Origin of the sequence: Proteiniphilum sp. X52 (assembly GCF_003712195.1) — a bacterium.
Classification (GTDB): Bacteria; Bacteroidota; Bacteroidia; order Bacteroidales; family Dysgonomonadaceae; genus Proteiniphilum.
Genome location: NZ_RDSD01000033.1, coordinates 23,742 through 33,233, shown reverse-complemented (window position 1 = coordinate 33,233; position 9,492 = coordinate 23,742). Strand labels below are relative to the sequence as shown.

At 43.3% G+C, this 9,492-nt stretch carries 6 protein-coding genes; all 6 read left to right on the top strand.

What is annotated here, in order from left to right:
* A partial coding sequence (locus D7D25_RS18310; protein ID WP_221408024.1) for a hypothetical protein occupies positions 1 to 189 on the top strand: 189 nt, incomplete at its 5' end.
* 12 nt (positions 190 to 201) lie between these two features.
* Complete coding sequence (locus tag D7D25_RS16815; RefSeq protein ID WP_122970084.1) at positions 202 to 840, top strand: hypothetical protein; 639 nt, start codon at positions 202 to 204, stop codon at positions 838 to 840.
* 841 nt (positions 841 to 1,681) lie between these two features.
* Positions 1,682 to 4,786 carry a TonB-dependent receptor gene (locus tag D7D25_RS16805; RefSeq protein ID WP_122970082.1) on the top strand — a complete coding sequence of 1,035 codons (3,105 nt, stop codon included), beginning with the start codon at positions 1,682 to 1,684 and terminating at the stop codon, positions 4,784 to 4,786.
* 107 nt (positions 4,787 to 4,893) lie between these two features.
* On the top strand, positions 4,894 to 6,828 hold the full coding sequence (locus tag D7D25_RS16800; protein ID WP_122970081.1) for a RagB/SusD family nutrient uptake outer membrane protein: 1,935 nt from the start codon (positions 4,894 to 4,896) through the stop codon (positions 6,826 to 6,828).
* Between the two features lie 87 nt (positions 6,829 to 6,915).
* The gene (locus D7D25_RS16795; protein ID WP_122970080.1) at positions 6,916 to 8,124 is read left to right on the top strand and encodes a DUF4959 domain-containing protein; all 1,209 of its coding nucleotides are present in this window, start codon (positions 6,916 to 6,918) and stop codon (positions 8,122 to 8,124) included.
* Between the two features lie 24 nt (positions 8,125 to 8,148).
* Positions 8,149 to 9,378: a DUF4998 domain-containing protein gene (locus D7D25_RS16790; RefSeq protein ID WP_122970079.1), complete on the top strand. Its 1,230-nt coding sequence runs from the start codon at positions 8,149 to 8,151 to the stop codon at positions 9,376 to 9,378.
* The last annotated feature ends 114 nt before the right edge of the window (positions 9,379 to 9,492 follow it).

Sequence of the window (9,492 nt, the reverse complement as noted above, 5' to 3'; positions counted from 1 at the left end):
TTATCGATATATGGGCGCTTGTTTCTTGCAAAACCGGGTTGCTATGACAAGAAAGAAACCTGTCTGATTGGCGGCGGGATCGATCCCCTTAAGACGGGGTGGGTATCTCCAACTCAAACCATTTCACATAATAGTCCAATAATAGACGCCGCGTTGGAAGAATACAGAAGAGATTATTATGGATATTAAATGGATTGACTCATGAAAAAAACATATTTTGTATTAATTTCTATCGCTGTTTTGATTTCCTGCAGGGAAAACAGGAAAATCAGCGAGCAACAAACGGAATCGGGGAAAGAACCGGGCAAGTTGGAACTTCTTCTAACCTTTCCCGTTGACACGGTAATTGATTTTTACGATTTGTCGAACGATAGTATCCGGGAGTTCCCCGATCTTTCGGGATACACCATAAAGTCATTGGATCTATCGCATAATGAGATAGACACATTTATCGTGGATTTCCTGCCGGCAGGCATCGAGAAACTGAATCTGTCATATAACCTTTTGCGAGAGGTAATTACACCTGAAATAAAGCCGTACAATAACTTAAAAGAGATAGATGTTTCTCACAACCAAATCTCATTCGTTTATATCGCTGAACCTATCCGAAAAATTAACGCGTCACACAATGAGCTGACATCCATATCTTTTAGCCATAAAAACATAGAGTATGTAGATGTCTCTTATAATCCGAATCTGAGTAATGTGGTAGGCTTTGATCCTTACAAAATAGATACGGTAATTCATAACAATATAGCCAATAATAGAAAATTAATATATATTGGCAGTATTGGTCCTGAACATGTAGATTATATTATCATAAGTGATTCGGTAAATTGAAAGAGATAATTGTTTCTCACAACCAAATCTCATTCGTTTATATTGCTGAACCTATCCGAAAAATTAACGCGTCACACTATGAGCTGACATCCACACGTTTTAGCCATGAAAACATAGAGTATGCAGATGTTTCTTATAATCCGAATCTGAGTAATGTGGTAGGCTTTGACCCTTACAAAATAGATACGGTAATTCATAACAATATAGCAAATAATAAAAAATGAATAATTTGGTTTCGGCTGATAAAGAAACTAGACTGGAGACACACTGAATGTAACACTACCTTGTTTCTCGACGAAGATTGAAGAATTACAGCATTTTTACATAAAATATCATTTTATTCAGGTAAAATATCATTTTCCATAGCGTTAAAGTAGATTATAAAGGTATTTTTGTATAAATTTTGTCAAACAGAGAAATTAAATCTCGGGAAATTTATTATTACTTTGTGTGGTAACGGCCATAAAAACAAAACCAGGAGGAAATCATATCGCCTCAACTCATTGTAATTTGCCAATATCACACAAATAAATTATATAATTTTCTATGATATGAATACATTCTATTTACAAAAGAGATGGATAGTTTTACAATTTTTACCCCCCCCCCCGTTAACCTTAGTTAACAAAAAAGCATTTTTTTATTTTAGCAAAGACAAACTCCTCTTATCCGGAAAAAACGCCGGCATAAGACGAACCCATATTGCCCGTATGGAAATTCCGACAGGCAGCGGATCCTTTTTATCACCGTAAAGAAAAAGAGAATCGTTTCTCTTTTCTCATAATACTCTTTAACAATCTAAACAAATTCTAATTATTAATCTAAAGCAAGTAAAAATGAGATGAAAAAGAAATTAAATTTTTTACTGTGTATTTTGTTACTTTTCCCTTTCTGCTTATCTGCCCAGCAAACACAAATAAGGGGAAAGGTGATAGAAGCGGAAACAGGTGCTCCCCTGCCCGGCGCCACCGTCCAGATTGAAAACTCAACCCGGGGAGTTACCACCGACATCGATGGGACTTTCGAGATAAGGGCCGCCCCTTCCGACAAACTGGTATTCTCTTTTCTTGGCCTGGAATCACAGACTGTCGCAATAGGATCACAAACCTATATTGAGATAACCTTGAGACCGGCTGCCAGCGAACTCGAGGAGGTTACAATCGTGGCCTTTGGAAAACAAAAGAAAGAAAGCGTGATCGGCGCTATTACTACTGTAAACACAAAAGATTTAAAAGTACCGTCGAGTAACCTGACCACCGCGCTCGCCGGCAATATGGCTGGAGTAATCGCCTATCAGCGAAGCGGGGAACCCGGACAGGATAATGCCGATTTCTTTGTCCGCGGTATAACAACTTTTGGGACAAATACCAACCCTTTGATATTAATTGACGGTGTCGAACTCACATCCACCGATCTGGCCCGCCTCCGTCCTGACGACATTGAAAGCTTTTCCATCCTGAAGGATGCTACGGCAACTGCCCTGTATGGTGCCCGTGGCGCGAATGGTGTTGTTTTGGTTACCACCAAACAGGGTAGTGTTGGACCCGCTAAGATTTCATTCCGCTTCGAAAATTCCATGTCGGCTCCAACGCAAACTGTTGAGATAGCTGACCCGGTGACTTATATGAAAATGCACAACGAGGCGATCCTTACTCGAGATCCCTTGGGAACCATCCTGTATTCGCAGGAAAAGATCGAAATGACGGAGGCCGGCAAATATCCGCTTATTTATCCGGCAAACGACTGGAAAGAAATGTTGTTCAAAGATTATACCATGAACCAACGCATGAACCTGAATGTCAGTGGTGGTGGCGGAGTAGCGCGTTACTACGTCGCCGGCTCGTTTAACCGCGACAACGGCATTCTGAAAGTCGATAAACGCAATAACTTCAACAACAACATAGCCATCAACAATTACGATTTGCGTTCGAATGTAAATATTAATGTAACCAATACTACTGAATTGATTTTACGTTTGAGCGCCAATTTCGAAGAATACAGAGGTCCCTTGCGCGGAGGAGCCGAAATGTATAGTTTAATGGTACATTCGAATCCGGTGCTTTTTCCCGCTTATTACCCTGCAGACGAGGATTTCCAGTATGCGCAACATATTTTGTTCGGAAACTGGAACAACAGTAAGATCAATCCCTATGCGGAAATGGTCCGCGGGTACAAGGAGAAGTCGCGTTCGCAGATATTGGCGCAGGTAGAGTTGAAACAGGATTTGAATTTCATCACCAAAGGACTGTCTGCCAGGGGAATGCTGAATGTCAGCCGTTTATCCCAATTTGCCGTCAACAGGGCTTATAATCCCTTTTATTATGAAATCAGCAGATATAACAGGCTGACAGGAGATTACAAATTACTAGAAACTTATATAGGCACGGAATATCTGGGATATGGAGAATTGCCCGGGGAAAGAGAACAGAGTTCCTCGTTTTATTTTGAAGGAAGTTTAAACCATGTTCGTGATTTCGGCAAGCACAACATCAGCAACTTGCTGGTATTTCAGGCGCGGGAGACCTTGAAGGCCAACGCGGGTTCGTTACAATTATCGCTCCCTTCCAGAAATTTAGGTTTGTCGGGGCGCTCAACTTATTCGTATGACTCCCGCTATTTTGCCGAATTTAACTTTGGATATAACGGAAGCGAGCGTTTTGATAAAAATAACCGCTTCGGTTTTTTCCCTTCGGCAGGCGCCGCATGGCTCATATCCAACGAAAAGTTCTGGGAAAATATAAAACCGGTGGTGAACACCCTCAAACTCCGCTATTCCTACGGTTTAATCGGAAACGACCAAATCGGCACCGCTTACGACCGATTCTTTTATCTTTCGGAAGTGAATATGAATGATGCCGGAAGGGGAGCTGTTTTCGGACAGGAATATAATACGAGGTACAACGGAATTACTATCGACCGATATGCCAATCCAAATATATCCTGGGAAAAATCGTATAAACAAAATTTTGCCATTGAATTAGGTTTGTGGAACGAACTGAGTATTATTGCCGAGTATTTTACTGAAAAAAGAGACAATATCCTGATGAGCAGGTCGAGTATTCCCAATACAATGGGCTTGACGGCAACCCCGAGAGCAAATGTAGGCGAAGCCTCGGGCAATGGCGTGGATATGACGCTGGAATACCAGAAAAGCTGGAACAAAGATTTCTGGACTTCGGCGCGCGCGAACTTTACTTATGCCACCAACCGATATGATGTGTACGAGGAACCGGAATACAATGAACCATGGCGTTCAAGAGTAGGCTTGTCCATAAAACAGGTAACCGGATATATCGCCGAAAGACTTTTTGTGGATGATGAGGAAGCCGCCAGTTCGCCACCGCAATACATAGGGACTTCCCAATATGGCGGGGGTGACATCAAATACCTGGACGTAAACCGCGATGGTAAAATTACCGAAGCCGACAAAGTTCCCTTGGGTTATCCAACAGTACCTGAAATTGTGTATGGATTTGGGCTTTCAACGGGATTCAAGGGATTCGACTTTTCGGTATTTTTCCAAGGGGCGGCCCGGCAATCGTTCTGGATCAATGCCGGCAGTGCGAATAATGGCACAGCCCCTTTTATCAATGATGCCCAGATTCTCAAGGCCTATGCCGACAGCTACTGGTCTGAGGATAATCAAGACGTGTACGCGTTATGGCCAAGATTAAGTACGACGTTGAACTCAAATAATATTGCGACAAGTACCTGGTTTATGCGCGATGGCAGTTTCCTGCGCCTCAAACAGATGGAGTTTGGCTATACTATACCCGCTCGAATCACTGAGAAGATAAGAATGAACAACCTCCGTTTCTATGTCAGCGGAAGCAATCTGCTTCTTTTCAGTAAATTTAAAATGTGGGACGTGGAAATGGCCGGCAATGGATTGGGATATCCTAATCAGAGAGTGTTTAACATTGGACTCAACTTGACTTTTAACTAATTAAGGATAAGCAATATGTTTAAAATAATCATTAAACACCCGAAGGAAATGAATATTTTGAACATCAAAGGTTACACACACCGACAAGAAAAAAACAAAATAATCATATGAAAAAATATAAAATCATAATATTTGCCGCAATAATGGGCCTAACTGCTTGTGCTGACTGGCTGGACGTGGTACCCGACGGTATTCCCACCTTGGATATGGCGTTCAATTCGAGAGTGCAAGCCCTTAAGTACCTGGCCACCTGTTATTCCTATATGCCGAAAAATGGAGGCTCGGCCGATCCTACCACATTGGGAGGAGACGACATATGGACCAGAAAAACGACCCATTTTTCCAACCGTTTCTCACTGGCCGGTCTTGATATAAGCGAGGGAAGACAGAATGCCACCAGTCCTGTGCTTCCGAGATGGGCCAGTATGTATCAGGCGTTACGTGTTTGCAATACTTTTTTGGAAAATGTGCATCTGGTTCCTGACCTGCAAGCCTGGGAACGCGAACAATGGATTGCCGAAGCAAAGGTTTTAAAGGCTTATTATCATTTCTGCCTGGTACAGATGTATGGACCGGTACCCATTATCCGGGAAAACCTGCCGGTGGATGTGGATGTGTACTCTGTAAAGGTGGAACGTGAACCGGTTGACGACTGTTTTAATTATATTGTACAATTACTCGACGAAGCCTGTGACGGCAACATGCTTCCCACATTTGTGCTCGACCCGGCAACCGATTATGGACGCATTACAAAACCCATTGCTTTGTCGCTGAAGGCAAAAGTGCTGGTAACAGCGGCAAGCCCTTTGTTCAACGGCAACAACGACCAGGCAACGTTGAAGAATCATGACGGCACCCCCCTGTTCGACACAACATTCAAACCCGAAAAATGGGAGTCGGCAATGGCCGCGTGCAAGCAAGCCATTGATATTTGCCATGAGGCAGGCATCATGTTATATAGGTTTGATGATGCGGCCAACCGATTCAACGATACAACAGTATTGAATATTACCCTCCGGAATGCTTTTAATCTGCGTTCGAACAGTGAAATTATCTGGGCAAACACGCAAATGATCTCGACTCCTGCCAGTGGCGGGATGATTCATGCGTCAATGCCGAAATTGAACCCGGATTATGTCAATAGCAATAACATTTGCAAGTGGTTGGGTATGCCGATCAAAATAGCCGAAATGTTTTATACTGAAAATGGAGTGCCTCTTGATGAAGATAATACCCGAAATATCGGAGACAAATACAACCTGAGAACGGCACAAGCAAAGGACAGGCTTTATATTCGGCAGGGAAGGACCACCATAGACATGCATTTCGAGCGTGAACCCCGTTTTTATGCGTGGGTAGGATTCGATGGCGGTGTTTGGTTCGGAGCAGGGCAGTACAACGATAAAGATGCATCGTCGTTAAGATACCTTGCCTTCAAGATAGGCGAAACAGATGGCACTGAAGGACAGGGCAACTGGACCGGCTATATCCCCAAAAAATTCATTCCTTATGAAGCCCAGCTTAATGATATCAACAGTATTTCCTCACCAAGCTATGCATGGCCTATCATGCGGTTGAGCGATCTGTACCTATTATATGCCGAGGCAATAAACGAAGTTGAGGGACCCAACGGAGCCAATAATGCCGAATTGTTCCAATATATCGACCGGGTCCGCGCGCGCGCCGGTTTAAAAGGAGTGAAGGAGTCGTGGGATACATATACCAACAACCAGAAGTACAATACCCAGTCGGGTATGCGTGAGATTATACAAAAGGAACGCTTGATCGAACTATCGTTTGAAGGACAACGCTTCTGGGATATTCGCCGGTGGAAAACTGCTCCAAATGAGTACCATACCCCTCTGCAAGGGTGGAACATGATGGTCTCCATCGTTGATGGCACGGAAGAAGAAGTCAACCGGATGATGTACCAACCGCAGTTTTTACTGGAACAAAAGTTCGGTGTACGCGATTATTTCTGGCCCATCAGAATCAGCGATATTGAGGTAAATCCAAACTTAGTGCAAAATATTGGATGGTGATAATTAAAATATGAAACGAGCTTGATAACTGTATTTATCCGGAAGCGAGTTGCATATGACACATTAAAAAATAAAAGTTTTAATCCTATGAATAAAATAATTTATATCATGATCTTCCTAATGACGATGATAGGGATCAGTTGCAAGGAAGAAGGGCGTATTGACTTTATTGACGATACCGCACCTGCTCCCGGCCAGGTAACAAATGTAACCGTATACAACAAACCGGGAGGAGCGGTATTGAGATACACACTGCCGGTGGATAAAAATCTGCTTTACGTGCGAGCTGAATATGAAATCAAACCCGGAGTGATGCGTGAAACAAAATCGTCGTATTTCAAAGACTCCTTGGTTTTGGAAGGATTCGGCACCCCGGACACTTACGATGTCAAACTCTATTCCGTAGGAAAAAATGAAAAAGAGTCAGCACCTTATATTGTACAAATCAACCCCACGACAGCTCCCGTGCAATTGGCAAGCAAAAAGTTCAGGGATACATTCGGTGGAGTAGCCATTGACTTTGAAAATCCGGAAGAAGCCGCCTTGGCAATAGTATTGATGGCAGATACGGCAAATTTGGGTTATATGAGTGAATTAATCACCTATTACACCTCTATGCCAAAGGGGTCTTTCACTTATCGCGGTGTTGACGGGTTAGCCCCTGTGGAACAGGAATTCGCGGTATATATCCGCGACAGATGGGGTAATTATTCCGATACCGTAAAAGCTGCGGTGACACCGTGGTTTGAAGAGTATATTCCCAAAGCTACCTGGAGAGATTATACCCTGCCCAATGATATACCCGCGGTGAATGCAAGTTACCCGATAACAAGAATATGGGATGAAAATTATGATCAGGACGGATTTCATGGCAGGGAAACCCAAATGCTTCCCCACACCATCACATGGGATCTGGGAAAAACCGTCAAATTAAGCCGTTTAAAATATTGGCCTCGCAAGCATCTGGACGACAGATGGAAGAGAGGACATGCGAAAGTGTTTGAAATATGGGGTTCCGTTTCGCCCAATCCTACCGGAGAGATGGACGAGAGTTGGATACCCCTCGGACGGTTTGAGAGTTTGAAACCGTCAGGACCCGGAACGCAAATTACCCAGGAAGATATTGCTTTCGCAAATGAAGGGATTGAATTTGACTTTGCCATTAGCGACTTTGCCCCGAATCCTTTTACTCCAGTCAGATATATCAGGTTCAGAACCATATCAACCTACGCCAACGCGTCGTTTTCCACTGTGCATATTTTGGAATTAAGTTTTTGGGGAGAATTAATCAATTAAGGTTAAACCATTAAAAAACATTTTATGATGAAGAATACAATATTTGTCATCTTTATTGGGATCATGGTGGGATTTTCCTCATGCGACAGCCAGACGGACATTTATAAGGATTATGTCGTCCCGAACGGATTGACATATCCGGGTCCGGCACAGGATCCGATTGCGTATCCCGGCGATAAGCGTATCAAAATATCGTGGTTGAGAGGTACCGATCCCAGAGTGCAGAAAGCAAAAATATTCTGGAATAATTACACCGATTCCGTAGAGCTGTCCGTAGCCGCGAACATGGATACTGTCAGCCATATCATTGACCCGATCCCGGAAAACACCTACTCATTTATGATTCACACTTATGACGAGGAAGGAAACATGTCGATTCCCATTGAAGTGTTGGGTACGGTGTATGGTGATAATTACAAAGGCATGCTGACAAACCGTTTGCTAAAAAGCACTTATTATGATGGACAGGATCTCACCCTGAACTGGGGAATAGCCGAAAACACAGAAGTAGGCATCTCCCTAAGTTGGAAAGACACGAATGGCGACAATCAGACCATGGATGTTGATCCATCTGAAACTGAGACTCTGATCCCATACTTTGACTTAGATAAACCGTTATACTACAGCACCATGCACAAACCAGACTCGCTGGCAATAGATCTGTTCCCTGCAATAACGGTCGAGAAAATGATTGATCCGGTCACATTTATTCCCAAAACCACCTGGGTGGCGAAAACGTTGCCTGGCGACATGGGCATAAACAAGAGTTATCCCTTATCTCGTTTTTGGGACGGAAACACCACCAATTTCATGCATTCGGATGGAGTCACCTCCGTTCCCTGTACATTTACTTGGGATATGGGCATAAAAGCAAAACTAAGCCGGATGAAGCTTTGGCCGCGTAACCATAATGACGATCGTTGGAATAAAGGCATGCCAAGGTTATTTGAGATTTACGGATCCCTGGATCCAAATCCGGATGGAAGTTTGGATGACACCTGGACGCTGTTGGGTAGCTTTGAATGTGTCCAACCATCAGGGAATGGAAGTAAAAATCCTTGGCAAGCTCCCACCGCGGAAGACATAGCTCTTTCCGACAGGGGGTTAGACTTTGAATTCATACCGAGTGAAAATGTCGACCCTTCTGCCACGGTGAGGTATATTAGATTCAGGAGCCTCGAAAATTTCAATACTGCCCAAACCCCACGCATATTACTTGCCGAAATCAGTTTTTGGGGAACATTGGTAAAATAAAACATTATCTCTTCAAAGAAAGAACTAACCTAACAGGTTTTAAAAACCTGTTAGGTTGTCTATTCTTACCGTTTCTAGTGTCTAAATTGACCTTTCCTTATGGAGAAACGACGG

Excerpts from the sequence above, each read along its gene's own strand:
- D7D25_RS16815 (WP_122970084.1), top strand. The coding sequence starts at position 202 with ATGAAAAAAACATATTTTGTATTAATTTCTATCGCTGTTTTGATTTCC.
- D7D25_RS16805 (WP_122970082.1), top strand. The coding sequence starts at position 1,682 with ATGAAAAAGAAATTAAATTTTTTACTGTGTATTTTGTTACTTTTCCCT.
- D7D25_RS16800 (WP_122970081.1), top strand. The coding sequence starts at position 4,894 with ATGAAAAAATATAAAATCATAATATTTGCCGCAATAATGGGCCTAACT.
- D7D25_RS16795 (WP_122970080.1), top strand. The coding sequence starts at position 6,916 with ATGAATAAAATAATTTATATCATGATCTTCCTAATGACGATGATAGGG.
- D7D25_RS16790 (WP_122970079.1), top strand. The coding sequence starts at position 8,149 with ATGATGAAGAATACAATATTTGTCATCTTTATTGGGATCATGGTGGGA.